24 protein-coding genes are annotated in these 22,866 nt (G+C 65.1%); 16 read left to right on the forward strand and 8 right to left on the reverse strand.

Features of this window, described 5'->3' with window-relative positions:
* The first annotated feature begins 3 nt into the window (after positions 1–3).
* Together ABNP31_RS15215 and ABNP31_RS15220 are read left to right on the forward strand one after the other, a co-directional pair.
* The gene (locus ABNP31_RS15215; RefSeq protein WP_238066468.1) at positions 4–738 is read left to right on the forward strand and encodes an SDR family NAD(P)-dependent oxidoreductase; all 735 of its coding nucleotides are present in this window, start codon (positions 4–6) and stop codon (positions 736–738) included.
* A gap of 16 nt (positions 739–754) precedes the next feature.
* Positions 755–961, forward strand: a complete 207-nt coding sequence (locus tag ABNP31_RS15220) for a tautomerase family protein (RefSeq protein ID WP_025338803.1) — start codon at positions 755–757, stop codon at positions 959–961.
* A 116-nt stretch (positions 962–1,077) separates the two neighbouring features.
* On the opposite strand, the gene ABNP31_RS15225 is transcribed toward ABNP31_RS15220, so the two are convergent.
* Positions 1,078–1,959, reverse strand: a complete 882-nt coding sequence (locus tag ABNP31_RS15225) for a LysR family transcriptional regulator (protein WP_025338802.1) — start codon at positions 1,957–1,959, stop codon at positions 1,078–1,080.
* A 108-nt stretch (positions 1,960–2,067) separates the two neighbouring features.
* Here ABNP31_RS15225 and argC point away from each other — a divergent pair, with 108 nt between their 5' ends.
* Positions 2,068–3,009: an N-acetyl-gamma-glutamyl-phosphate reductase gene (gene argC / locus ABNP31_RS15230; protein WP_013973018.1), complete on the forward strand. Its 942-nt coding sequence runs from the start codon at positions 2,068–2,070 to the stop codon at positions 3,007–3,009.
* A gap of 79 nt (positions 3,010–3,088) precedes the next feature.
* Complete coding sequence (locus tag ABNP31_RS15235; RefSeq protein WP_025338801.1) at positions 3,089–3,775, forward strand: GNAT family N-acetyltransferase; 687 nt, start codon at positions 3,089–3,091, stop codon at positions 3,773–3,775.
* A gap of 244 nt (positions 3,776–4,019) precedes the next feature.
* On the opposite strand, the gene ABNP31_RS15240 is transcribed toward ABNP31_RS15235, so the two are convergent.
* From ABNP31_RS15240 to ABNP31_RS15260, 5 genes are all read right to left on the reverse strand, one after another.
* A complete protein-coding gene (locus tag ABNP31_RS15240) occupies positions 4,020–4,775 on the reverse strand; it encodes an ABC transporter permease (RefSeq protein WP_015270722.1) in 756 nt (251 codons plus the stop codon).
* Positions 4,775–5,980 (reverse strand): ABC transporter substrate-binding protein, encoded by a 1,206-nt coding sequence (locus tag ABNP31_RS15245; RefSeq protein ID WP_350012471.1) that lies wholly within the window; start codon positions 5,978–5,980, stop codon positions 4,775–4,777. Before ABNP31_RS15245 ends, ABNP31_RS15240 begins: the two co-directional genes overlap by 1 nt.
* Positions 5,967–6,788, reverse strand: a complete 822-nt coding sequence (locus ABNP31_RS15250; RefSeq protein WP_025338798.1) for an ABC transporter ATP-binding protein — start codon at positions 6,786–6,788, stop codon at positions 5,967–5,969. Before ABNP31_RS15250 ends, ABNP31_RS15245 begins: the two co-directional genes overlap by 14 nt.
* Positions 6,785–7,849 carry an acyl-CoA dehydrogenase family protein gene (locus ABNP31_RS15255; protein ID WP_085665651.1) on the reverse strand — a complete coding sequence of 355 codons (1,065 nt, stop codon included), beginning with the start codon at positions 7,847–7,849 and terminating at the stop codon, positions 6,785–6,787. Before ABNP31_RS15255 ends, ABNP31_RS15250 begins: the two co-directional genes overlap by 4 nt.
* A 99-nt stretch (positions 7,850–7,948) precedes the next feature.
* Positions 7,949–8,509: a carboxymuconolactone decarboxylase family protein gene (locus tag ABNP31_RS15260; RefSeq protein WP_003259243.1), complete on the reverse strand. Its 561-nt coding sequence runs from the start codon at positions 8,507–8,509 to the stop codon at positions 7,949–7,951.
* A gap of 102 nt (positions 8,510–8,611) precedes the next feature.
* Between ABNP31_RS15260 and ABNP31_RS15265 the strand changes: the two genes are divergently transcribed.
* A complete protein-coding gene (locus ABNP31_RS15265) occupies positions 8,612–9,523 on the forward strand; it encodes an AraC family transcriptional regulator (RefSeq protein WP_350012472.1) in 912 nt (303 codons plus the stop codon).
* Positions 9,524–9,641: 118 nt separating this feature from the next.
* Here the strand turns inward: ABNP31_RS15265 and ABNP31_RS15270 are convergent, their stop codons facing one another.
* On the reverse strand, positions 9,642–10,181 hold the full coding sequence (locus ABNP31_RS15270) for an RrF2 family transcriptional regulator (protein WP_003259245.1): 540 nt from the start codon (positions 10,179–10,181) through the stop codon (positions 9,642–9,644).
* Positions 10,182–10,439: 258 nt separating this feature from the next.
* On the opposite strand from ABNP31_RS15270, the gene ABNP31_RS15275 reads away from it, so the two are divergent.
* Entirely contained in the window at positions 10,440–11,642 is a 1,203-nt protein-coding gene (locus ABNP31_RS15275) for an NAD(P)/FAD-dependent oxidoreductase (RefSeq protein WP_350012473.1), read from the forward strand.
* Positions 11,643–11,809: 167 nt separating this feature from the next.
* Here ABNP31_RS15275 and ABNP31_RS15280 read toward each other — a convergent pair whose 3' ends face one another.
* Positions 11,810–13,216, reverse strand: a complete 1,407-nt coding sequence (locus ABNP31_RS15280; RefSeq protein WP_350012474.1) for a purine-cytosine permease family protein — start codon at positions 13,214–13,216, stop codon at positions 11,810–11,812.
* A 317-nt stretch (positions 13,217–13,533) separates the two neighbouring features.
* Here ABNP31_RS15280 and ABNP31_RS15285 point away from each other — a divergent pair, with 317 nt between their 5' ends.
* The 10 genes from ABNP31_RS15285 to ABNP31_RS15330 all read left to right on the forward strand — a co-directional run bounded on the left by ABNP31_RS15285 (position 13,534) and on the right by ABNP31_RS15330 (position 22,864).
* On the forward strand, positions 13,534–14,019 hold the full coding sequence (locus tag ABNP31_RS15285; RefSeq protein ID WP_003259250.1) for a flavin reductase family protein: 486 nt from the start codon (positions 13,534–13,536) through the stop codon (positions 14,017–14,019).
* Between the two features lie 75 nt (positions 14,020–14,094).
* The gene (locus tag ABNP31_RS15290; RefSeq protein ID WP_085665648.1) at positions 14,095–15,135 is read left to right on the forward strand and encodes an LLM class flavin-dependent oxidoreductase; all 1,041 of its coding nucleotides are present in this window, start codon (positions 14,095–14,097) and stop codon (positions 15,133–15,135) included.
* Positions 15,136–15,469: 334 nt separating this feature from the next.
* Positions 15,470–16,066, forward strand: coding sequence for an amino acid synthesis family protein (locus tag ABNP31_RS15295; RefSeq protein ID WP_003258678.1), 597 nt, complete (start codon positions 15,470–15,472; stop codon positions 16,064–16,066).
* 68 nt (positions 16,067–16,134) lie between these two features.
* Positions 16,135–16,968 (forward strand): alpha/beta fold hydrolase, encoded by an 834-nt coding sequence (locus ABNP31_RS15300; protein ID WP_025338790.1) that lies wholly within the window; start codon positions 16,135–16,137, stop codon positions 16,966–16,968.
* On the forward strand, positions 16,965–18,446 hold the full coding sequence (locus ABNP31_RS15305) for an aldehyde dehydrogenase (RefSeq protein WP_015270730.1): 1,482 nt from the start codon (positions 16,965–16,967) through the stop codon (positions 18,444–18,446). The genes ABNP31_RS15300 and ABNP31_RS15305 overlap by 4 nt, the downstream gene beginning before the upstream one ends.
* 13 nt (positions 18,447–18,459) lie before the next feature.
* The gene (locus ABNP31_RS15310; protein ID WP_003258675.1) at positions 18,460–18,945 is read left to right on the forward strand and encodes a flavin reductase family protein; all 486 of its coding nucleotides are present in this window, start codon (positions 18,460–18,462) and stop codon (positions 18,943–18,945) included.
* Between the two features lie 142 nt (positions 18,946–19,087).
* Complete coding sequence (locus tag ABNP31_RS15315) at positions 19,088–19,477, forward strand: carboxymuconolactone decarboxylase family protein (protein ID WP_008100863.1); 390 nt, start codon at positions 19,088–19,090, stop codon at positions 19,475–19,477.
* Between the two features lie 90 nt (positions 19,478–19,567).
* Entirely contained in the window at positions 19,568–20,314 is a 747-nt protein-coding gene (locus tag ABNP31_RS15320) for a GntR family transcriptional regulator (RefSeq protein WP_013973031.1), read from the forward strand.
* A gap of 21 nt (positions 20,315–20,335) precedes the next feature.
* Entirely contained in the window at positions 20,336–20,899 is a 564-nt protein-coding gene (locus tag ABNP31_RS15325; protein WP_013973032.1) for an NUDIX hydrolase, read from the forward strand.
* A 183-nt stretch (positions 20,900–21,082) separates the two neighbouring features.
* Entirely contained in the window at positions 21,083–22,864 is a 1,782-nt protein-coding gene (locus ABNP31_RS15330; RefSeq protein ID WP_085665645.1) for an ATP-binding protein, read from the forward strand.
* Positions 22,865–22,866 lie beyond the last annotated feature (2 nt).

A 22,866-nucleotide genomic window follows, 5' to 3' on the forward strand; every position in this document is an offset into this window, starting at 1 on the left:
CACATGAACACGCCACGCACCGTCATCATTACCGGGGCCTCGAGCGGCCTGGGTTTCGCCCTGGCCGAGGCATTCCTCGAACGCGGCGACAACGTGGTCGGCAACGCCCGTAGCCAGGCCCGCCTTGAGCAAGCCGCCGCCCGCCTCGGCAACCCATCGCGCTTCATCGGCGTGGCTGGCGACATCGCCGAACCGGGCACGGCGCAGCGCCTGTTCGCCAGCGCCGAGCAAGCCTTTGGCGGGGTCGACCTGCTGATCAACAACGCCGGCATCTTCATTGCCAAGCCATTTGCCGAGTACAACGAAGCGGATGTCGACGCCCTGGTCGGTACCAACCTCAAGGGGTTCTTCTACCCGGCCCAGGAAGCGGCGCGGGTCATGACCAGGCAAGGGCATGGGCAGATCATCGCCATCACCGCCTCCATCGCCTTGCAACCGGACACCCGCGTGCCGGCCCTGCTGCCGGTACTGGTCAAGGGTGGCCTGAACCAGGCGGTGAAAGGCCTGGCACTGGAACTGGCAGCCAGCGGCGTACAGGTGAATGCGGTGGCACCGGGGATCATCGAAACACCGCTGCATGGCGGCAACACACAAGGCATGGGCGCGCTGTCACCCAGTGGCCGCACCGGCTTGCCACAGGATGTCGTGGATGCAGTGTTGTACCTGGCCGATTCACGCTTCGTCAGCGGCGTGATCCTGCCGGTGGATGGCGGTAGCACCGCTGGCACCTGGCACTGACAGAGGAGCGAGAACCATGCCCTATGTCCATATTCGCGTAACCGATGAAGGCGTGAGCGCTGAGCACAAGCGCCAGTTGATCGAACAGACGACCCGCATGCTGCAGCAGGTGCTGGGCAAGCCGCCGGCCAGTACCTTTGTGGTGATCGAGGAGGTGCCGACCGATAACTGGGGGGTTGGCGGGGAGACAGTGACCGCGCTGCGGGCCCGAGAGCGGGGTTGAAACCTGGGGCCGCTGTGCGGCCCTTTCGCGACACAAGGCCGCTCCTACAAGAGGTCGCGTTCCCTTGTAGGAGCGGCCTTGTGTCGCGAAAGGGCTGCAAAGCAGCCCCAGGGCCCTCACTGGCGCAACCGCTCCAACGCCTGCAACACATATCCAGTGGCCCGCTCCACCTGCCCTTCCCGGCAAGCAATGCCCAGTTGCCGCCACAACCCCGGCCGCAGCGGCCGGCGGGCGATGCGCCGGTCCAGCTCGGCCGACTCCCCCTCCTGCGGCAACAATGTCGCCCCATACCCGGCCCCGACCAGGCTCTTGATCGCATCGTTGTAGTTCAGCTCGATTCGCGGCTCGGGGTACAACCCCGCTGCCGCGAACCACTCGCCGGTCACCCGCGAAAGCTGGGTGCTGCTGTCGTTGAGGATCAACGCCCGCTGCGCCAGCCAGGCCGGCGTAACCTTGGCCGGTGGCTGCCAGTCGGCCGGCACGTAGGCCAGGATCGGGTCGCGCCGCCAGGGCGTAACCGCAAGCCCTTTGCCGGCCACCTGTGGCAAGGCCACCAGGCCGATATCCAGCGTGCCCTCGCGCAAGCGCGCCAACGAGGCCTGGGAGGTCAGCACCTGTACCTGCACATCGATCCCCGGGTGCACCGTACGCAAGTGCTCCAGCGCTTGCGGCAGCAGGTGGGCGATGGCACCGGTGGAAGCGCCCAGGCGCACCCGGCCGGTCAGGCCCTCGACCTGTCGGCGCACTTCATCCAGCGCAAGGTCGGCGTCGGCCAGCAGGCGGCGGGCACGGGCCAGCAGGGTTTCGCCGATGACCGTGGGCCGCACCTGGCCGCGGGTGCGGGTAAGCAACGGGGCGCCGATGCGCGCCTCCAGCTCGGCCACGTGCAGGCTGATGGTGGGCGGTGCCAGGTTGAGCTGGCGGGCGGCTTCGGCAAAGGAGCCCAGGTCGGAGATGACCACCAGGGTGCGGAGGCGATCGAGGCTGATTTCGCGCATGGGCCAAACTCATTCAGAAAAGATGAACATATCGATCATCATATTCAAATTTTCTTTACCAGAGCCACAAGCGAGCATAGGCCATCCCTCCCCGACCGGACTTTGACCATGCACACCCCTGTTGTCTTCATCGACGGTGACCAAGGCACCACCGGCCTGCAGATCCATGCCCGCCTGCAAGGCCGCAGCGATCTGCGCCTGCTGACCCTGCCCGAAGCCGAGCGCAAAGACCCGCAACGGCGCCGCGAGGCAATTAACAGCGCCGACATCGCCCTGCTGTGCCTGCCCGACGATGCCGCCCGCGAGGCCGTGGCGGCGATCCACAACCCGCAGGTACGGGTGATCGACGCAAGCTCCGCGCACCGCACCAGCCCAGGCTGGGTCTATGGCCTGCCGGAGCTCGACGAGCAGCAAGCCGAGCGCATCGCGCACAGCAAGCGCGTCAGCAATCCCGGCTGCTACCCCACCGGCGCCATCGCCCTGTTGCGCCCACTGGTCAAGGCCGGCCTGCTGCCAGCGGATTACCCGCTGAACATCCACGCCATTTCCGGCTATTCCGGTGGCGGCCGCGCCGCAGTCGAACGGCATGAACAGCCCGCCGCCGGCAAAACCCCGGCCCTGCAACTGTACGGCCTGGAACTGGCGCACAAGCACGTGCCGGAAATCCAGCAGCACGCCGGGCTGTCGGCGCGGCCGATGTTCATGCCCGGCTACGGTGCCTACCGCCAAGGCATCGTGCTGAGCATCCCGCTGCAGTTGCGCCTGCTGCCCGGCCAGGTCAGTGCCGAACAGCTGCAGGCCTGCCTGCAGCAGCACTACCAGGGTGCCCGCCACGTCCAGCTGATGCCCCTGCACCAGCACGGCGCAGCGCCGAACCTCGACCCCGAGGCGTTGAACGACAGCAACGACCTGCGCCTGGCGCTTTACGCCAACCCTGAGCATGGCCAGGTGCTGCTGACCGCAGTGTTCGACAACCTCGGCAAAGGTGCCTCCGGTGCGGCGGTGCAAAACCTCGACCTGATGCTCGGTGCATTGCAGGTACAAGGCTGATCGGCAAAACCGGTTAGACTGTACAGCCCGCGCCCGCATGGCGCGGGCCGTCCATCTACCCGCCGGAGCCCGCCCCCCGATGTTCATCCTGAGCCGCCTCGACAGCGTGCCGCCTGAATCTTTCCAGAACCAGATCCGCGAACTGGTGATCCACCACGTCGGCGAACTGAGCAGTGTCGCCATCAGTGCCGACAACCCGCTGTACCCGCTGTACCAGTACGGCGTCGGCATGGAGGTGCACCAGTACCTGCAAGCACTGGACGGCACCCGCGGCCTGGCCGTGACGCTGACCCTGGCGCTGGATGCCGAGGCACCGGACCAATTGCTGGGGTTTGCCCTGTCGCTGCCGGCCGAGGACGATGAACAGGCCTGCGCCCTGGCATTCCTCGCCGTGCGCGCCAGCCATCGTCGCCAGGGCATCGCCCGCGCCCTGCTGGGCGACCTGCAGGCACGCCATGCCTGCGTCGAGCTGAATGCCTTTGCCAGCCAGGTACCGTGGTTCGAGGCGATGGGCATGCAGGTGGTGGCCGCCAATGGGCCGCAGGTACTGATGAGCAGTACCGGGCGGGCTAGCGGCGCGCTGATCGGGCGGCTGGATATTGCGCCGATCTACCAGACGGCGGAAGTGATGCAGATCCATACCTACCTGCTCAACCAGCAGGGTGAGGATGCGATGATCGAAGCGGAACAGATGCGCGATGAGCGGCTGGACGAACTGACCGCTCAGGCCCAGGAGTGTGTACGGCAGCGCAAGACCGTGCATTGATCCGAGGGCCTGTGGGAGATTGCCCAGCCCTTTGGGCTGCGCTGTCGCACAGATAACTGAATTCGCAAGCGATCCTCGTACCCTGTGGGAGCGGCTTTAGCCGCGAAGAATCCAACGCGGTGCATGGCACCGGCTGCGCCGGTGTTCGCGGCTAAAGCCGCTCCCACAGGGTCCCTGTTAATTCAATGAGTTATGTGCAGTTCTATGGGAGCGGGTTTAGCCGCGAAGAAGCCCCACTGGCCCCTCAGCCATGCACCCAACGCCGATGCAGCCCACGCGCCAGGGCATCCAGCACAAACCCCAGCACCCCGATCAGCAGCACCATCGCCATCAGCTCGGAATACGCCAGCCGGTCGCGGGTATCGAGAATGAAGTACCCCAGCCCCGCACTCACCCCGAGCATTTCGCACGGCACCAGCACGATCCACAGGATGCCGATGGCCAGGCGCACGCCGGTCAGCACATGGCCGATCACCCCGGGCACGATCACCTTGCACAAGGTCTCCCGGCGCGTGGCACTCAAACTGCGGCTCAACTGCAACCAGCGTGGGTCCAGCTGCCTTACCCCGGCCGCCGTGTTCAGCAAGATCGGCCACAACGCGGCAAACGCCAGCAGGAAGTAGATAGGCTGGTCCCCCACGCCCATCAGCATCACCACCACCGGCATCCACGACAGCGGCGAGATCATGCGCAGGAACTGGAACGCCGGTGTGGTCGCAGCCTCCAGGTGCCGGTAGCTGCCCACCAGCAAGCCCAGCGGCACGCCGATCAGCAGCGCCAGCAGCAGCCCGACCAGGATACGCTTGAGGCTGACCCAGATATGCCCGTACACCTCGCCCTGCCCCAACAACTCGACCAGGCTGGCCAGGGTCGCTGCCGGCGAAAAGCGCGCCGACAGGCCATCGGCCTGGCCGAACAGCGCGACACCGGCCCACCACAACAGCAACAAACCCAGCAACCCGGCCAGCCCCAGGCCGGCATGAACGACATGCGTGCGCATCAGACCGCGAACTCCTCGCTACGCTCGAAGTTATCGGCGATGCCGAACACCGACGGCCCGCCAACGCTGGCGATGGCGTTGCGCACGAAGCGGTCGTCGACCAGGTCGCGGGCGGTCTGTGCCGGGTCCAGGCCGGCCAGGAACGCGCTGTCGCCCTCGATCAGGGTGGTTTTCAGGCGCTTGACCAGCTCTTCGGTGTAGCTGGGGAACGGGTAAGGCTGGAAATCGATGCGCTTTTCGTCCCAGTGCTGGTGGCGAATGGCGCCACTGGCAATGTAACCGGCACGGTCCTCGGCGGCCGGGGCCAGCACTTTGCCGAGCACTGCTGGTTCATGCGGGGTGTACTTGTTGGGGCCGGCCTTGGACAACAATGCGGCGGCCTCGGCGCGGTGATCACGGGTCCAGTGCTGGGCCTTGACGATGGCGTTGACCACCTTCTGCGACCACTCCGGGCGGTTGTTCAGGTCGTGCTCGTGCATGAACACCACGCAGCAGGCGTGGTTGCGCCACACATCGCCGGTAAAGCGCTGCACGCGGCCAACCTTGAGGTTCTCGGCCAGGGCGTTGAATGGCTCGGCGACGATATAGCCAGCGATGCGTTTGCTGGCCAGCGCCGGCGGCATGTCGGACGGCGGCAATACCAGCAGGTTGACTTCGTTGCCGGCCAGTGGCGCATTGGCCGGCTTCGACACCGGGGTCAGGCCGTTGTCGTTGAGCATCTGTTGCAGCACCACGTTGTGGATCGAGTACCAGAACGGGATGGCCACGGTCTTGCCGCCCAGCTGTTTCATGTCGCTGATGTCCGGGGACACGGTCAGGCCTGAACCGCCCACGTGGTTCCAGGCCACCACCTTGGCCGGCACCTTGCTGCCGTAGCGGGCCCATACGGTCATCGGCGACAGCAGGTGGATGACGTTGACCTGGCCAGAGATGAACGCCTCGATTACCTGCGCCCAGCTGCGCAGCAGCACCGGGCGCTCGGCCTTGATGCCTTCGGCCTCGAACAGGCCGTTGTTGTGCGCCACCAGCAGTGGCGTGGCGTCAGTGATCGGCAGGTAGCCGATACGCACTGGCGCGTCCGGCTCGGCGGCGGCACGGGCCTGCAGGCTCGACAGCAACGGCAGTGCTCCGGCGGCCGTGAGCATGGCGCCGAGCTTGAGGAAATCGCGACGCGAAGAAGAGGAACAGCAGTCATCCATGCACATGGACAGCCTCCGAGGGCAACGGGGTTGGGGTAGGTTCGACTGTGCGGCTTGCCCGCCGAAGGGTTTTGAGGATTTCGATGCGCAAGGCGCCCAGTTCCTCGACCCGCTGCGTCCGTGGTTGCGGCAGGTCGATGCGCCACTGGCCGAGGGTATGCGCTGGGTGGTTGCCCAGTAGCAGGACCCGGTCGGACAGCAGCAGGGCTTCGTCGATATCGTGGGTGATCAGCACCGCCGCCGTGTTGTGGGTGGCGATCAGTTGCAGCAGCAGTTGCTGCATGTCGGCCCGGGTCACTTCATCCAACGCGCCGAAAGGCTCGTCGAGCAACAGCACTTCGGGCTGGCGGGCCAGGCAACGGGCCAGCGCGGTGCGCTGGGCCATGCCGCCGGACAACTGCGCCGGGTACTGGCCGCGAGCATGGGCCAGGCCCACGGCGGCAATCGCATGGTCGATGCGGGCGCGCCGTTCGGCGGCGGCAAGTTTTGGCTGGCGGGCGAAGTCCAGGCCGAAGGCGACGTTCTTCTCCAGGCTCAGCCAGGGCAACAGGCTCGGGTCCTGGAAGGCCACTGCCAGGCGTGGGTGCGGACCCTGCAGCGGCTGGCCGTGCAGGGTCACGCTGCCACCGCGGGGCTGCTGCAGGCCGGCCAGTACCCGCAGCAGGCTGGACTTGCCGACCCCGCTGGGGCCGAGGATGGTCACCACTTCGCCGGGTGCCAGCTGCAGGTCGAACTGCGCCAGCACCGCCTGCCAGCCACCCTCGCGGGGGTAGCCCAGGCTGATGTCGCGGGCTTCGAGCAACACTTGGCTCATGCCGCGCCCGCCTGGCGTTGCAGTTCGGCGCGCAGTTGCACCAGGCTGGGCGTGACGATCGGCACGAAGGCCGACTCGCGCCAGCGGCGGGCAAAGCCTTCGCCATACTCGCTGAGGTAGGCCTTGCCACCACTGGCCTGCAACTCCAGTTGCACGGCGTCGGCAGCGCTTTCGGCCAGGGTGATACGCAGCTTGAACAAGGCTGCCGGCTGCTGCTGGAAGCGCCCATCGAGCAGGCCCTGCTTGAGCTCGCTCACGGTGTTTTCCAGGCGCTCGCCGAGCACCTGGCGTGCTTCGTCGAGGAACGAGGCACGGCCATGCAGGTGTGCCTGTACTTCCGCCAGCGCCCGCCGCGCCAGGCCAATGGCCATGCCGCACTGCAGCGCCAGGAACGCCGGGCGTACCCGGGGCAGGAACTCACGGGCATTTTCGTGCAACAACCAGCCACGCTGCAATTGCACCTGGTGGAAGGCCAGTGCCGCGGTGTTGCTCGACTGCAGGCCCATCAGTTGCAGGTCGTCGGAGCGCTCCAGGCCCTGCGCGTCGGACGGAATGGCCAGCACGAACGGTGCACCACCGGCTTCGTCTTCAATAGCCGCAGCCACCACGAAGCCGCTTTTGCGCAGGTTGGTCACCCAGTGCAGGCGCCCTTCCAGCTGCCAGCCATCGGCTTGCGGGCGCCCGCGCACCTGCAGCGCTTCGATGCCGGACAGGAACTTCATGGCATTGGACAGCCCGGTGGCGCCGGCCAGTTCGCCAGTCAGCAGGCGCGGCAACAGGCGCTCGCGCAGGGGCTGGTTGGGGCTGTGCAACAGGTATTCGATGAAGGCGCGCTGGCCCCAGCAGACGAACGCCGCTGCCAGCGAGCGGCTGGCGATCGCGGCAATGGCCTCGACCGCGTCGGTCACCTGCCCGCCCGTGCCGCCCAGGGCCGGGTCGACACCGACCCGCAGCAGCTGCGATTCGGCGATTTGCGCCAGCACCAGCTGCGGCTCGCACTGGCCGCGGTCAATGGCCTCGGCATTGGCATCCAGCCAGTGTCGAAATGCACAATCTTGCATGGTCTTGCTCCTTTGAAAACGCCGGGGCCGCTTGGCGGCCCATTCGCGGCACAAGGCCGCTCCTACAACGATCGCGGTACGACCGGTGTCACGCGCGGATCATGCAGAAGGTTGCCAGCGGTACTTGCCGAGCTCGTCATTGAGCGGCGTCTGGGCGAACACATTAGCAAAGTTGCACAGGGTTGCGAGGCTCACGCCCAGAATCACCTCCAGGGCGTTGCCTTCGCTGAAACCGGCTGCGCGGAAGGCCTGGTAAGTGGCCTCGCTGACATTGCCACGGGTGGCGATGACTTCGCGGGCGAACGCGGCCAGGGTTTCATACCGGGCATCGGGCAGCTCGCCACGGGCACGCAGGGCATCGACCACCTCCTGCGGCAGCTTGGCCTTGTTCAGGGCCACGGCCGTGTGGCCGGCCACGCAGAAGTCACAGCCATGCTGGGTGGCGGCAATCAGCTGCACCACTTCACGCTCGGCCAGGCTCAGTTCGGCTTTGCCGTTGAGTGCCGAAACGGTCACGTAGGTTTCCAGCGCCGCCGGGGCATTGGCCAGCACGCCCAGCAGGTTGGGGATGAAGCCGGAATTCTTCTGGGCGTTCTCGAGGAACGGACGGGCCGCTTCCGGGGCGCTCTGCAGCGTGTGTAAAGTAATGCGCGAGGACATGGAGTGGTCTCCTTTGATGGGTGTCACTACAGTCTGTTGGTTATAAGAACTACCCTCCATATTCATCAGTCGCCTTTCCTTGCTCTTGAGTCTTTGCATTAGATGATTTCGTCCAGCCACCTTGTCGATTGGTTATTAGAGGGCCTGGAGCTCGATGCCAGCCTGTTTCATGTGGGCCGCTACTGCGGCGGCTGGCACGCCAGCACCCAAGGCATGGGCCGGGCCAGCTTCCACCTGGTGGTGCAAGGGCATTGCTGGCTGCACATCGACGGCCAGCCCGAGGCACTGCGCCTGGAGGCCGGCGATGCGGTGTTCCTGCTGCGCGACCTCGGCTATCGCCTGGCCAGCGACCAGGACCCGGCCAGTGCCTGCGCCCAGCCACGCCAGCACATGCAGCCCATGGACGCCGATGCGGTCGATGGCGTGGGGCTGGTATGTGGTTTCTTCCACTTCAGGCCGGGCTTGTCGGCGCTGATTGTCGACGGCCTGGCCGACTGGATATTGCTGCGCGCCGATGAACCGGCCGGGCATGCGGCGCGGGCGTTGTTCGAGCTGATCCTGGAGGAATGCCGGCGCGCCGCCGGGCCGTCACAGGCGTTGCTGGAGCGGCTGACGCACTTGTTGTTCCTGTATGTGCTGCGCCAGCAGGTGCATGCCGGGCAATCGCTGGGCGGGCTGGTCGCCCTCGCCCGGCAACCGGCGTTTGCCGGGTTGCTGGAGCAGCTGATCGAGCAACCGGGGCAAGCGTGGACGCTGGAAAGCATGGCCGCCTGCACCGGGTTGTCGCGGTCGGCGTTTTTCAAGCGTTTCAATGAACTGGCGGGACAGTCGCCGGGGCAAGTACTGCTGGCGTTGCGCATGCGCCATGCCAGCCAGTTGCTGCGGGCGGGGCATACCGTGGAGCAGGTGGGGGCGCAGGTGGGGTATCAGTCGGTGGCGGCATTTACCCGGGCGTTCGCCAAGGCGGTGGGGGTGCAGCCGGGGGCGTATCGGCGGCAGCATGAGGGGCGTTAGCCTGCACTGGCCTCTTCGCGGGTGAACCCGCTCCCACAGGGATATCAGAATCTCTGGAACTTGTGGGGTACCTGTGGGAGCGGGTTTACCCGCGAAGAGGCCGGCACTGGCAGCAGATTCAGACCTGACTGACCGGAATATCCCCTGCCCCTTTGCCCTCCCGCCGCTCACCCATCCAGGCATTGACCTTCTGCCCGAACTCGGCCGGCGCCTTGCGCCCGAACCGCCGCGCCAGATCAAGGATGGTCTGCTGCGCCAAGGCCTCTTCCATGCGCTTCTGCGCACCCAGCATCACCGCATGGATCGCGCAAGTGCCCTCGGTCGCCCAACCCGGCGGCGAACCCTCGAACAGGCTGCAACGTTCGCGAACTTCGCGGCAGTCGAAGATCTTCTTTGGCCCATCGATGGCATTGACGATATCCAGCACGGTGATTTCATCCGACGGCCGCGCCAGCCGGAAGCCGCCACGCACGCCCTCGGTGGCGGCCACCAGCCCAGCACGGGCCAGCTTGGTAAAGACCTTGGCCAGGTACTCCTGGGGTACACCCTGCAACTCCGCCAGGTCGCGCACGCTGGACTCGCGCGAGTCGCCCCGCTCGTCCACCAGGAACAGCAGGCAATGGATACCGTATTCGACGCCAGCACTGTAGAGCGACATATCTATCTCCGACCAATCTTGTCGCAAATAATACGCCGATAGCATCCGCACCGCAAAGCGCAAAGCTGCCGCCGGTCGGCCTTGTTTTTCCCTTAAGCCCAGTAAATACAGCTATTCGAGCCGCGAAATGGTGGTGCGGAGTGTCGGCATGCGGGAAAAAAGACTTGCACGCACAAACTACGATCAATATAGTCGTAGTTATTCGAGAGGCACACAACCCGCCCTCGAAGCCCCTTTCGAACCTTGCGGAGCACCTTCATGAAATCGAACATCCTCATCATCGGTGCCGGCTTTGCCGGTGTATGGAGCGCCCTGAGCGCTGCGCGCCTGCTCGATCAGGCCCAGCGTGCCGACATCAACATCAGCGTCCTCGCTCCGCAGCCTGAACTGCGCATCCGCCCGCGCTTCTACGAGGCCGACGTGCACGGCATGAAAGCCCCGCTGGGCGAGCTGTTCGAAGCCGTGGGCATTCACTTCATTCCGGGCAACGCCGACAGCATCGATACCGAAGGGCGCAGCGTCAGCTACACCGACGCCCAGGGGCACCGGCAACAGATCGCCTACGACCGCCTGATCCTTGCCGCCGGCAGCCAGGTCGCACGCCCGGCAGTGCCTGGCCTGGCCGAACATGCATTCGATGTCGACCAGATGGAATCGGCCATGCGCCTGGAACAGCACCTGGTCGGCCTGGCCGCCCAGCCCGCTTCGCCTGCACGCAACACTGTGGTGGTCTGCGGTGGTGGCTTCACAGGTATTGAAACCGCCACGGAAATGCCTGCCCGCCTGCGTGCCATCCTCGGCGCCAGTGCAGCGGTGCGGGTGGTGGTGGTCGACCGCGGTGCGCAAGTTGGTGCGGCGCTGGGCGCCGGTATCACGCCGTCGATCATCGCCGCCTGCGAACAAGCCGGGGTCGAGTGGAAGGCCGGGGCCTCGGTGGTAGCGGTCGATGCCGGTGGCGTTACCCTGGACAACGGCGAGCATATCGCCAGCAACACCGTGATCTGGACCGTTGGCGTGAAGGCCAGCCCGTTGACCGCACAAGTTGCCGGCGAGCGCGACAACTTCGGCCGGCTGAAAGTGGACGGCCACCTGAAGGTGCTGGGCCAGGACCATGTGTACGCCACAGGCGATACTGCCTGGGCCGCTGTGGACGAGCTGGGCAACCACGCCCTGATGACCTGCCAGCACGCCATCCCCATGGGCCGCCACTCCGGCAACAACGCCGCGGCCGACCTGCTCGGCCTACAGCCGGTGGTGTACCGCCAGCCCAAGTACGTCACCTGCCTGGACCTGGGCGAATGGGGCGCGACGTTCAGCGAGGGTTGGGAGCGCGAACTGAAGCTGCACGGCCAGGAAGGCAAAGACCTCAAGCGCCAGATCAACTCGGTGTGGATCTACCCGCCAGCGGCTGATCGCGCCTTGGCACTGGCCGCTGCCGACCCGCTGATCGCGATCGTCTGACCGCAGCGAGGTGCAAGCTGAAATAACCGGGGCCGCATTGTGGCCCTTCGCGGGCATGCCCGCTCCCACAGGGATAGTGCAGCCTGCAAGGGCAACATGAAACCTGTGGGAGCGGGCGTGCCCGCGAAGGGGCGCAACGCGGCCCCAATACCTGCAACTACTCTCTATCAGTCATTGACACTCACAACCCGCCCCGCCTTCTCGGCAGCCTTGCCCCGGGTCGCCAGGCAGTAATACAGCGGCACCGTCACCAGCAGGCCGAACAGCCACGACAGGTCAGCCCCTTCGACGATATTGGAATACGGCCCCACATACAGCGACGTATTGGCAAACGGCAACTGCACCAGGATGCCGCAGGCATAGGCAATGATCGCGTGGTGGTTGAAGCGGCCATAGATGCCGCCGTCGGCACTGAAGATCGAGGCGATGTCGTACTGGCCCTTCTTGATCAGGTAGAAGTCGATCAGGTTGATCGATGCCCACGGTACCAGCACCAGCAGCAATGCCAGGATCAGGCCGATGAACTGGCCGATGAAGTCCGCCGAGGCATTCAGCGCGACCAGGCCGCAGCCCACCAGAATCACCGCAGCCAGCACCACCCGCACCTTGATGCTCGGCGTCCACTCGGCGATGAAGGTCTGGATCGCGGTCACGATCGACAGCACCGCGCCATACAGGTTGAGGGCGTTGTGGCTGATGATGTTGAGCAGGAACAGCACCATCAGGATCGGGCCCAGCCAGCCGGTGGCCTGCTTGACCGCGTCCATCGCATCGGTACCTTCCGGCACGCACAGCACCGCCACCGCACCAAAGCTGAAGCACAGGATGGTGCCCAGGGTAGCGCCGAAGTAGGTGGCCCAGAACGGCTTGGCAATGCCCACTTCACGCGGCAGGTAGCGCGAGTAGTCGGAGGTATACGGCGAGAAGCTGATCTGCCAGATGGTGCCCAGCGACACGGTGGCGATGAAGCCCGACAGGTTGAACGCGCCACGGCTGAAGAAGTCGGCCGGCAGTTCCTGGGCGAACATCATGATGAAACCGGCCAGCAACGCCGACCCCATCACCCAGGTACCGATGCGGTTGAGGATGTGGATGAAGCGGTAACCGATCACGCCAATGGCGGTGGCACTCAGCGCACCGATCACGATCGCGCCCGGCATCGGCACGCTCGGGGTGATGCCGTGGATGGTCTTGCCCGCCAGGACGATGTTGGAAATGAAGAAGCCGACATAGATCAGCGCGGTGAAGAACACGATCAGCAAGGCGCCGTAGCGGCCGAACTGGCCACGGCTCTGCACCATTTGCGGAATGCCCAGCTGCGGTCCCTGCGCAGAAGCAAGGGCAATGACCACGCCCCCGACCAGATGGCCCAGCACGATGGCGACCAGGCCCCACAACAGGTTCAGGTGGAACACCTGGACCACCATGGCGCCGGTGACGATGGGCAGTGGCGCGATGTTGGTACTGAACCAGAGGGTGAACAGGTCGCGCGCCTTCCCGTGGCGCTCGGCAGGTGGAACGTAATCGACCGTGTGATTCTCGACAAACTGGTGTTGCGACGACGGTTGGGACATAGGATTCAGCTCGAAAGGTCGTTTTTATCTTTGTAAGGAAACCGCATCTAGGCGGCCTCTCAGCTGCGGACCATATTATGGTATTCCAAACTTTTGACAACACTGATGCGTAGGAAAAAACGCCCACTGATCCGCTCGCGCAACCCCTGCGGCAAACCGCCTCACCGCTCAAAGCCACGGTATACGCGGGCTTGAGCCGTTCATCGCGCAATACCCTAGCTTGAAAATTCCGCTTGCAAAATAGGTATTACGGTATACCATCAGACACATCAACGATAAAAACCGCGGACCACCGCAGCCCTATAGAGGTACACCAGATGATCGACGCAACCGTCTACAAGCATGTCCTGGGCTCCTTCCCGTCCGGCGTTACCGTCATCACCACCCTGGACGACGATGGCTCGGTCGTCGGCCTGACCGCCAGCGCCTTCTCCTCCCTGTCGATGGACCCGCCGCTGGTGCTGTTCTGCCCCAACTACACCTCCGACTCCTACCCCGTGCTGATCAGGCAGAAGCGCTTCGCCATTCATCTGTTGTCCGGTGAACAGCAGGCCGAAGCCTATGCGTTCGCCAAGAAGGGCAAGGACAAGGCCAGTGGTATCGAGTGGTCCCTGAGCGAACTGGGCAACCCGATCCTGGCCGGTGCCACCGCGGTCATCGAATGCGAACTGTGGCGCGAATACGAAGGTGGCGACCACGCCATCATGGTCGGCAAGGTGCACAACCTGATCGTCCCTGAAGAGGCGCCACGGCCGATGGTGTACTGCCGCGGCAAGATGGCCAGCCTGCCGGCCTTTGCCTGAAGCCTATTCTGAATCGAGACCGCTGGTGCCAACCCTGCCAGGCGCCAGCCCCTTTCAAGCGTTGAGGAAAGCCCCATGAAATTTTCGTTGTTCGTGCACATGGAACGTTGGGATGAACAGGTCAGCCACCGCCAGCTGTTCGAAGACCTGACCGAACTGACCCTGATGGCCGAGAACGGCGGTTTCAGCACCGTGTGGATCGGCGAACACCACGCCATGGAATACACCATTTCGCCAAGCCCGATGCCGCTGCTGGCCTACCTGGCTGCGCGCACCGACAAGATCCGCCTGGGCGCCGGCACCATCATCGCGCCGTTCTGGAACCCGATCCGCGTGGCGGGCGAATGCGCCCTGCTCGACGTGATCAGCAATGGCCGCATGGAAGTGGGCCTGGCGCGTGGCGCCTACCAGTTCGAATTCGACCGCATGGCAGGCGGCATGCCGGCTACCGACGGCGGCAAGGCCCTGCGCGAAATGGTGCCGGTGGTGCGCAAGCTGTGGGAAGGCGACTACGCCCATGACGGCGAAGTCTACAAGTTCCCCACATCTACCAGCGTGCCGAAGCCGTTCAACGCCACCCCACCGATGTGGATCGCCGCTCGCGACCCGGACTCGCACAACTTCGCCGTGGCCAATGGCTGCAACGTCATGGTCACCCCGCTGATGAAGGGTGACGAGGAAGTGCTGGACCTGAAGAACAAGTTCCAGGCTGCCCTGGACAACAACCCAGGCGTGCCGCGCCCACAACTGATGGTGCTGCGCCACACCCACGTGCACAGCCCGGCCGAGCCGGAAGGCTGGAAAGTCGGCGCCCAGGCCATCTCGCGCTTCTACCGCACCTTCGATGCCTGGTTCGGCAACAAGACCACCCCGGTCAACGGCTTCCTCGAGCCGAGCCCGGAATCGAAGTTCGCCGAAGTGCCGGCGTTCGAGCTGGAGAACATCCGCAAGAACACCATGATCGGCACGCCGGAAGAGGTCATCGCGCGTATCAAGTACTACCAGGAACTTGGCGTCGACGAGTTCAGCTTCTGGTGCGACAACAGCCTGCCCCACGCCGAGAAGAAGAAATCGCTGGAGCTGTTCATCAAGGAAGTGGTGCCGGCGTTCGCCTGATTTCCCATTACCTGAAACATTGCGGGACGCGCCCGCTCCCGTGGGCCCCGTGGCCCGCGTGAGCGGGCTTTTTTTTGGGGATTGATCCGTTGCCTGTACCGGCCTCTTCGCGGGTAAACCCGCTCCCACAGGTATGGCGCAGACCATGAACCCTGTGGGGTACCTGTGGGAGCGGGTTCACCCGCGAAGAGGCCGGTACAGAACGCCACAAAAACCCCGATACACAGCGCCTTTCGTCCCCTCGCAAGAGAAATTTCCAGCCACCTCTTGCACAACAAATATTATGGTATACCATCAGACAACAAGAGCTGATAACCCTCACCAGGAGCCACCCATGAGTTTCGAAATCCGCAAGATCGTCACCTACTCCGAAGAGACCCGCATCGAAGGCGGCAAGGCCACCGACAAGCCGGTGACCATGGTCGGCCTGGCCGTCGTGATCAAAAACCCATGGGCCGGTCGCGGTTTCGTTGAAGATCTGAAGCCGGAAATCCGTGCCAACTGCTCGGACCTGGGTGCCCTGATGGTCGAGCGCCTGACTGCAGCCATCGGCGGCGCCGACAAGATCGAAGCCTACGGCAAGGCCGCAGTCGTCGGTGCCGACGGCGAAATCGAACACGCCTCGGCGGTGATCCACACCCTGCGCTTCGGCAACCACTACCGCGAAGCGGTACAGGCCAAGAGCTACCTGAGCTTCACCAACAAGCGCGGCGGCCCGGGCACCTCGATCCAGATCCCGATGATGCAGAAGGACGACGAAGGCCTGCGCTCGCACTACATCACCCTGGAAATGCAGATCGAAGATGCCCCGCGCGCCGATGAAATCGTCGTGGTCCTGGGCGCCTCCGACGGCGGCCGCCTGCACCCGCGCATCGGCAACCGCTACATCGACCTGGAAGAACTGGCTGCCGAAAAAGCCAACGCTCAATAACAACAACCAAGACGGGCCGGGGCGTGGCGTGCTTACCCGCCGCGCCCGACCTTCAAGGAGCGCCCTCCATGATTCAGCCTGTCGCTGAACGCACACCCGCCGGCACCAGCTACCTGTCCGTCGGCCAGGGCCAACCCGTGGTACTGATTCACGGCGTGGGCCTGAACAAGGAAATGTGGGGCGGTCAGTTCGTTGGCCTGGCCAACGACTACCGCGTCATCGCCTACGACATGCTCGGCCACGGCCAGAGCGCACTGCCAGCCGCGGACATCGGCCTGGAAGGCTATGCCGCCCAGCTCGCCGAACTGCTCGACCACCTGCAGATCGCGCAAGCCACCGTGATCGGCTTCTCCATGGGCGGCCTGGTCGCCCGGGCGTTCGCCCTCGGCTACCCGCAGCGCCTGGCCGCACTGGTAGTGCTCAACAGTGTGTTCAACCGCACCCCCGAGCAGAGTGCCGGCGTTATCGCCCGCGCCGCCCAGGCTGCGCAGCTGGGCCCCGACGCCAACGTCGACGCCGCGCTCGACCGCTGGTTCAGCCGTGAATACAAGGCTGCCAACCCGGCGCAGGTCGCCGCCATTCGCCAGGTGCTGGCGAGCAACGACCCGCAGGGCTACCACACCACTTATTCGCTGTTCGCCACCCAGGACATGTACCGCGCCGCCGACCTGGCCAGTATCCAGGTGCCGACGCTGATCGCCACCGGCGAACTCGACTCGGGCTCCACCCCGGCCATGACCCGCCAGCTTGCCGCCAGCATTCCTGGCGCGCACAGCGTGGTCCTCGCCGAGCAACGGCATATGATGCCGGTGGAAGCACCGCGTGAAGTCAACAAGATGCTGCTGGACTTCCTCGCGCAAGCCCGCACCCTCACCGAATCCGCCAAGGGGATTGTTGCATGACCCTCGTTCGTTTCCAGATGTGCATCGACGGCCAATGGCGCGATGCCCAGAGCGGCAAGACCTTCGACAGCCTCAACCCGGCCACCGCCCAGGCCTGGGCGCAACTGCCCGACGCCGACGAGGCCGATGTGGAGCTGGCCGTGCAGGCCGCCCAGCGTGCCTTCGACAGCAAGGAGTGGCGCAGCATCACCGCCACCGCGCGCGGCAAGCTGCTGCGTCGCCTGGGTGACCTGATTGCCGAAAACAAGGAACACCTGGCCCAGCTGGAAAGCCGTGACAACGGCAAGCTGATCCGCGAAACCCGCGGCCAGGTCGGCTATCTGCCGGAGTTCTTCCACTACACCGCAGGCCTTGCCGACAAGCTTGAAGGCGGCACCCTGCCGCTGGACAAGCCCGACCTGTTCGCCTACACCGTGCACGAGCCGATCGGCGTGGTGGCCGGGATCATCCCGTGGAACAGCCCGCTGTACCTCACCGCAATCAAGCTGGCCCCGGCCCTGGCCGCCGGCAACACCATCGTGCTCAAGCCGTCCGAGCACGCCTCGGCGACCATCCTCGAGCTGGCCCGCCTGGCCCTCGAGGCCGGCTTCCCGGCCGGTGTGGTCAACGTGGTCACCGGCTACGGCCCCAGCACCGGCGCGGCGCTGACCCGCCACCCGCTGGTGCGCAAGATAGCCTTCACCGGCGGCGCCGCCACCGCCCGCCACGTGGTGCGCAGCAGCGCCGAGAACTTCGCCAAGCTGTCGCTGGAGCTGGGCGGCAAGTCGCCGAACATCATCTTCGCCGATGCCGACCTGGACAGCGCCATCAACGGCGCCGTGGCCGGCATCTATGCCGCCTCCGGGCAAAGCTGCGTGGCCGGCTCGCGCCTGCTGGTGCAAGACGAGATCTTCGACGAGTTCGTCGAACGCCTGATCGCTCGCGCCAAGCGCATTCGCATCGGCAACCCGCAGGACGATGCCAGCGAAATGGGCCCCATGGCCACCGCGCAACAGCTGGCCGTGGTCGAAGGCCTGGTGGCCGCTGCCAAGGCCGAAGGTGCCAAGCTGCACATGGGCGGCAAGCGTGCCGAGGTCGAGGGTGACGGCTGGTTCTACGAGCCGACCCTGTTCGAGTGCGACAGCAACTCGATGACCATCATGCAGGAAGAGGTGTTCGGCCCGGTTGCCGCGGTAATCCGCTTCAAGACCGAGGAAGAGGCCCTGGCCATCGCCAACGACTCGCAGTTCGGCCTGGCCGCCGGCATCTGGACCCGCGACCTGGGCCGTGCCCACCGCCTGGCCCGCGACGTGCGTTCGGGGATCATATGGGTCAACACCTACCGTGCCGTGTCGGCCATGGCGCCGATCGGCGGGTTCAAGAACAGCGGCTACGGCCGTGAGAGCGGCATCGATTCGGTGCTGGCCTATACCGAGCTGAAGACGGTGTGGATCAACCTGTCCACCGCGCCGATGCCCGACCCGTTTGTGATGCGCTAAGAGGTAGCACAAGATGATCGAACCAGGCATCTACAAAGACGTGATGGGCTCCTTCCCGTCCGGCGTCACGGTGGTCACCACCCTCGACGCCGACGGTGGCATCGTCGGCATCACCGCCAGCGCGTTCAGCGCGCTGTCGATCGACCCGGCGCTGGTGCTGTTCTGCCCCAACTACGCATCCGACACCTACCCCATCCTGCGTGACAGCAAGCAGTTCGCGATTCACCTGCTGTCCGCCGACCAGACCGCCGAGGCCTATGCCTTCGCCGGCAAGGGCAAGGACAAGGCCAAAGGCATCGACTGGCACCTGAGCGAGCTGGGCAACCCGCTGCTGGCCAAGGCCACGGCGATCATCGAGTGCGAACTGTGGCGCGAGTACGACGGCGGTGACCACGCGATCATCGTCGGCGCGGTGAAGAACCTGGTGCTGCCGGCCGAGCCGGTGACCCCGATGGTCTACCACAAGGGCAAGCTGGGCGCCCTGCCGCCCTTGGGTTGATAGACCGCGTTGGCTTCTTCGCGGGCTCGCCCGCTCCCACAGGTACAGCGCAGGTTTCAGCACCTGTGCAATCCCTGTGGGAGCGGGCAAGCCCGCGAAGAAGCCAACACCGATGACTCTGTTTTGATCCGGAGTACTGCACATGAGCAATGAAAAGTACGAAAAAGGCCTGCAGATCCGCACCCAGGTGCTGGGCGAGGACTACGTCAACCGCTCGATCCAGAACGCCGACGACTTCACCAAGCCGTTGCAGGAGCTGGTCACCGAATACTGCTGGGGCCACGTCTGGGGCCGCGAAGGCTTGTCGCTCAAAGAGCGCAGCATGATAAACTTGGCCATGATTTCCGCGCTCAACCGGCCCCACGAGCTCAAGCTGCACATTCGCGGCGCCTTGCGTAATGGCCTGAGCCGTGAACAGATTCGCGAGATCCTGCTCCAGGTCGGCATTTATTGCGGCGTGCCCGCGGCGGTGGACAGTTTCCGCCTGGCCCGCGAAGCGTTCGCTGAAGCCGATGCGGAGTCAACCCGTTAACACCGGGCTGTTCGAACCCACGCAAGGAGCACCCAAGGTTCGTGGTGCTGTTGCGGTTGCGGCCGGGCAGCCTCTTTAAGAGCGCACTTGATGAAACGCCAGCCACTCGACGACAGCTTCAAGGTCAACCGCAACCCCGTTACCCTGCGCGAAATCGTGCTCGACAAGCTGCGCGCCGCGATCATGAACTTCCACCTGCTGCCAGGCGACCGCCTGGTCGAGCGCGACCTCTGCGACCGCCTCGGCGTCAGCCGCACCTCGGTGCGTGAAGCCCTGCGCCACCTGGAGTCCGAAGGCCTGGTGGAATTCGCCGACGCCAAGGGCCCGCGCGTGGCCATCATCACCCTGGAAGACGCCCGCGACATCTACGAGCTGCGCTGCGTGCTCGAAGGCCTGATCGTGCAGCTGTTCACCCTCAACGCCAAGGCCAAGGACATCCGCGCCCTGGAACGCGCGCTGGAGGTCAACCGCGAAGCCCTCGAGGAAGGCGAACTGCAACAGGTGCTGGACTCGGTACAAGGTTTCTACGATGTGCTGCTGGAAGGCTCCGGCAACCAGGTGGCGGCCCAGCAGCTGCGCCAGTTGCAGGCGCGCATCAGCTACCTGCGCGCCACCTCGGTGTCGCAGGAGAACCGCCGCGGCGCCAGCAACCGCGAAATGGAAAAGATCGTCGAGGCGATCAAGAGCGGCGACCCGCTGGTTGCCCACCAGGCCTCGGTCGACCACGTCCGCGCCGCCGCCAAGGTGGCCTTGGACTACCTGCGCCAAAAGCAGGATGACAACGTCAAGGTGCGCGAGATGGTCGAGCCCCTGGCCTTGAAGGACCCACGCATATAAGCCACCCACAGGCCACCGATCATGCCCAACGCCCCGCGCTACTGCCCGCACTGCACCACGGAACTGGCCCGGGGCGTTCCCACAGGCGACACCCACGAACGCCTGCACTGCACCGGCTGCGGCTACATCCACTACATCAACCCGAAGATCATCGCCGGCTGCATCATCGAGCGTGATGGCAAGTACCTGCTGTGCCAGCGCGCCATCCCACCGCGCCCCGGCACCTGGACCTTGCCGGCCGGGTTCATGGAGGCCGGCGAAACCACCGAGCAGGCGGCCCTGCGCGAGGTCTGGGAAGAAAGCGGCGTACGCGCCGAAATCGTCTCGCCGTACTCGATCTTCAGCGTCCCGAAGATCAGCGAGGTCTACATCATCTTCCGCGCCATCGCCACCGAGGAAACCGGGCAGTACGGGGCGGAAACGCTGGCGTACAGGTTCTTCGAACCGGACGAGATCCCGTGGGACGAAATCTACTACCCGGCAATCCGGCAGATTCTCGAGCGCTATATCCTCGAGCGGCAGGCCGGGGTTTATGGCATCTACATGGGCAATGACGACACAGGCAAGGTGCACTTCATTCGCTAGCCTGTACCGGCCTCTTCGCGGGCCTGCCCGCTCCCACCTGTACGGCGCAAAGCTTGAGCAATGTGCTATCCCTGTGGGAGCGGGCAAGCCCGCGAAGAGGCCGGTACAGCCACCAAAAATTCTCGCCAAACGTCTATTCTGGATGCACCCTTAAGGCCTTACGCAAAAGGACCAGCAGAGCACATGGCAAAATGGCTAGACGGCGGCGGGCTGATGGCCGAGCGCATCCGCAACCACGATTGGGCCGCCACCACACTGGGCCCGCTGCAGCACTGGCCCGACCCGCTGAAAACCAGCCTGGCCCTGTGCCTGGCCTCGCGCTTCCCGCAAGCCGTGCTCTGGGGCCCTGACCTGCTCACCCTGCACAACGACGCTTTCTCGCCGATACTCGGGCAAAAGCCCTCGGCCCTGGGCATCCCCTTCCGCGCCGTGTGGCAGGAAGCCTGGGCCGACATCGGCCACATGGCCAACCGCGCCCTGGCCGGCGAGGCGGTGTACATCGAAGACTTCCCGCTCGTCATCGACCGCAACGGCGGCCCCGAACGGGCCTATTTCACCTTCTGCTACAGCCCCATCCGCGACCACGACGGCAAGGTGCTGGGCATGCTCGATACAGTCACCGAAACCACCGCCAGCGTGCTCGCCAACCAGCGCCTGAAATTCCTCGACGACCTTGGCCGCGCCGTGGCAGATGCCACCGACCCGGACCAGATCCTTGCCACTACCACGCGCATGCTGGTCGAGCACCTGCAACTGTCGAGTTGCGCCTATGCGGTGATGGAGCCCGACGAAGACGGTTTCACCATCTGCGGTGACGCTGTGGCGCCCGGCTCGCCGCATCTGTTGGGCCGCTATCGGTTGCAGGATTTCGGCAAGCTGGCGCTCGGCCGCCTGCGCAGTGGCCTGCCGTTGGTCATCCAGGACAACCTGAGCGAGCTGTCCCCCGAGGAAGCTGCCACCTTCCAGGCCATCGGCATTACCGCGACCATTTGCATGCCCCTGATCAAAGGCGGCCGGCTGACCGCGCTGATGGCCATCCACGACAAGGCGCCACGGGAATGGACCCACTATGAACAGGCGCTGATCAGCGAAGTCACCGAGCGCTCCTGGGCGCACGTCCAGCGGGTGCAGGCCCACATCGAAGTGCGCGAGGCCATGGCGGCACTGGAGGCGCTGAATGCCACCCTCGAACAGCGCGTGGATGAACGCACCAGCCAGTTGCTGCACACAGAAGCCGTGCTGCGCCAGGCCCAGAAGCTCGAAGCCATCGGCCAACTGACCGGCGGCGTGGCCCATGACTTCAACAACCTGCTGACCATCATTCGCTCGTCGCTGCATTTTCTGCAGCGCCCCAACCTCGATGCACAGCGCCGCGAGCGCTACCTCAAGACCATGTCCGACACTGTCGACCGCGGTACCAGGCTGACCGGCCAGTTGCTGGCCTTCGCCCGCCGCCAGGCCCTGAGCCCGCAAGTGTTCGAGGTTGGGCCACGGCTGGAGGCCATGGCCGACATGCTCGACACGGCCACCGGTGCGCGGATCCAGGTCGAGCTGCAGTTGCCGCAGGCGCCTTGCCATATCCGCGCCGACCTCAACCAGCTGGAAACCGCGGTAATCAACCTGATGCTCAACGGCCGCGATGCCATGGCCGGCGAAGGCACCTTGCAGCTGCGCCTGCAGGCCGACCAGCGCCTGCCCGCCCTGCGCGGCCAGGCGCCACAGCCGGGCCAGTTCGCGGCGATTTCGGTGAGCGACAGCGGTGTCGGCATTGCCGCCGAACTGCTGGAGCGCATCTTCGACCCGTTCTTCACCACCAAGGCACCGGGTGAAGGCACCGGGCTCGGGCTGTCGCAGGTGTTCGGTTTTGCCAAGCAGTCCGGGGGCGATGTGCAAGTGAACAGTGTCCCAGGCCAGGGCACCACCTTTACCTTGTACCTGCCCCAGGAGCCGCCGCCTGAGGCCTAGCG

It is taken from the genome of Pseudomonas asiatica, assembly GCF_040214835.1.
Classification (GTDB): Bacteria; Pseudomonadota; Gammaproteobacteria; order Pseudomonadales; family Pseudomonadaceae; genus Aquipseudomonas; species Aquipseudomonas putida_Z.

Excerpts from the sequence above, each read along its gene's own strand:
- ABNP31_RS15215 (WP_238066468.1), top strand. The coding sequence starts at position 4 with ATGAACACGCCACGCACCGTCATCATTACCGGGGCCTCGAGCGGCCTG.
- ABNP31_RS15220 (WP_025338803.1), top strand. The coding sequence starts at position 755 with ATGCCCTATGTCCATATTCGCGTAACCGATGAAGGCGTGAGCGCTGAG.
- ABNP31_RS15225 (WP_025338802.1), bottom strand. The coding sequence starts at position 1,959 with ATGCGCGAAATCAGCCTCGATCGCCTCCGCACCCTGGTGGTCATCTCC.
- argC (WP_013973018.1), top strand. The coding sequence starts at position 2,068 with ATGCACACCCCTGTTGTCTTCATCGACGGTGACCAAGGCACCACCGGC.
- ABNP31_RS15235 (WP_025338801.1), top strand. The coding sequence starts at position 3,089 with ATGTTCATCCTGAGCCGCCTCGACAGCGTGCCGCCTGAATCTTTCCAG.
- ABNP31_RS15240 (WP_015270722.1), bottom strand. The coding sequence starts at position 4,775 with ATGCGCACGCATGTCGTTCATGCCGGCCTGGGGCTGGCCGGGTTGCTG.
- ABNP31_RS15245 (WP_350012471.1), bottom strand. The coding sequence starts at position 5,980 with ATGTGCATGGATGACTGCTGTTCCTCTTCTTCGCGTCGCGATTTCCTC.
- ABNP31_RS15250 (WP_025338798.1), bottom strand. The coding sequence starts at position 6,788 with ATGAGCCAAGTGTTGCTCGAAGCCCGCGACATCAGCCTGGGCTACCCC.
- ABNP31_RS15255 (WP_085665651.1), bottom strand. The coding sequence starts at position 7,849 with ATGCAAGATTGTGCATTTCGACACTGGCTGGATGCCAATGCCGAGGCC.
- ABNP31_RS15260 (WP_003259243.1), bottom strand. The coding sequence starts at position 8,509 with ATGTCCTCGCGCATTACTTTACACACGCTGCAGAGCGCCCCGGAAGCG.
- ABNP31_RS15265 (WP_350012472.1), top strand. The coding sequence starts at position 8,612 with ATGATTTCGTCCAGCCACCTTGTCGATTGGTTATTAGAGGGCCTGGAG.
- ABNP31_RS15270 (WP_003259245.1), bottom strand. The coding sequence starts at position 10,181 with ATGTCGCTCTACAGTGCTGGCGTCGAATACGGTATCCATTGCCTGCTG.
- ABNP31_RS15275 (WP_350012473.1), top strand. The coding sequence starts at position 10,440 with ATGAAATCGAACATCCTCATCATCGGTGCCGGCTTTGCCGGTGTATGG.
- ABNP31_RS15280 (WP_350012474.1), bottom strand. The coding sequence starts at position 13,216 with ATGTCCCAACCGTCGTCGCAACACCAGTTTGTCGAGAATCACACGGTC.
- ABNP31_RS15285 (WP_003259250.1), top strand. The coding sequence starts at position 13,534 with ATGATCGACGCAACCGTCTACAAGCATGTCCTGGGCTCCTTCCCGTCC.
- ABNP31_RS15290 (WP_085665648.1), top strand. The coding sequence starts at position 14,095 with ATGAAATTTTCGTTGTTCGTGCACATGGAACGTTGGGATGAACAGGTC.
- ABNP31_RS15295 (WP_003258678.1), top strand. The coding sequence starts at position 15,470 with ATGAGTTTCGAAATCCGCAAGATCGTCACCTACTCCGAAGAGACCCGC.
- ABNP31_RS15300 (WP_025338790.1), top strand. The coding sequence starts at position 16,135 with ATGATTCAGCCTGTCGCTGAACGCACACCCGCCGGCACCAGCTACCTG.
- ABNP31_RS15305 (WP_015270730.1), top strand. The coding sequence starts at position 16,965 with ATGACCCTCGTTCGTTTCCAGATGTGCATCGACGGCCAATGGCGCGAT.
- ABNP31_RS15310 (WP_003258675.1), top strand. The coding sequence starts at position 18,460 with ATGATCGAACCAGGCATCTACAAAGACGTGATGGGCTCCTTCCCGTCC.
- ABNP31_RS15315 (WP_008100863.1), top strand. The coding sequence starts at position 19,088 with ATGAGCAATGAAAAGTACGAAAAAGGCCTGCAGATCCGCACCCAGGTG.
- ABNP31_RS15320 (WP_013973031.1), top strand. The coding sequence starts at position 19,568 with ATGAAACGCCAGCCACTCGACGACAGCTTCAAGGTCAACCGCAACCCC.
- ABNP31_RS15325 (WP_013973032.1), top strand. The coding sequence starts at position 20,336 with ATGCCCAACGCCCCGCGCTACTGCCCGCACTGCACCACGGAACTGGCC.
- ABNP31_RS15330 (WP_085665645.1), top strand. The coding sequence starts at position 21,083 with ATGGCAAAATGGCTAGACGGCGGCGGGCTGATGGCCGAGCGCATCCGC.